We start from the raw sequence: 211 nt of genomic DNA on the forward strand, positions 1-211 counted from the left end.
GTGTCGTGGCCGGGTAGGGGTCGAGGTCTTTCGATGATGGAGATTCCTACACCGTCCATCCGAAAGACCTCGACATGTCCAATACTACCTTTGATCGCCCTGACCTGAGCGCGTTCACGCGCCTGGATGACCTTGGCCTGGAAGTGACCGGCCAGCACATGTGGCCAGACCATGCAGTGTTGGCATGCCGCATTGTTGCTGAGGATCGGTG

General features: G+C 58.3%; 1 pseudogene. It reads left to right on the forward strand.

The annotated features are described in order from the left end of the window. Positions 1-74: 74 nt before the first annotated feature. Positions 75-211, forward strand: a pseudogene (locus QP415_RS13290) (ISL3 family transposase); the annotation flags it as partial.

Origin of the sequence: Pauljensenia sp. UMB3104 (genome assembly GCF_030217285.1) — a bacterium.
In the GTDB taxonomy this organism is placed as follows: Bacteria; Actinomycetota; Actinomycetes; order Actinomycetales; family Actinomycetaceae; genus Pauljensenia.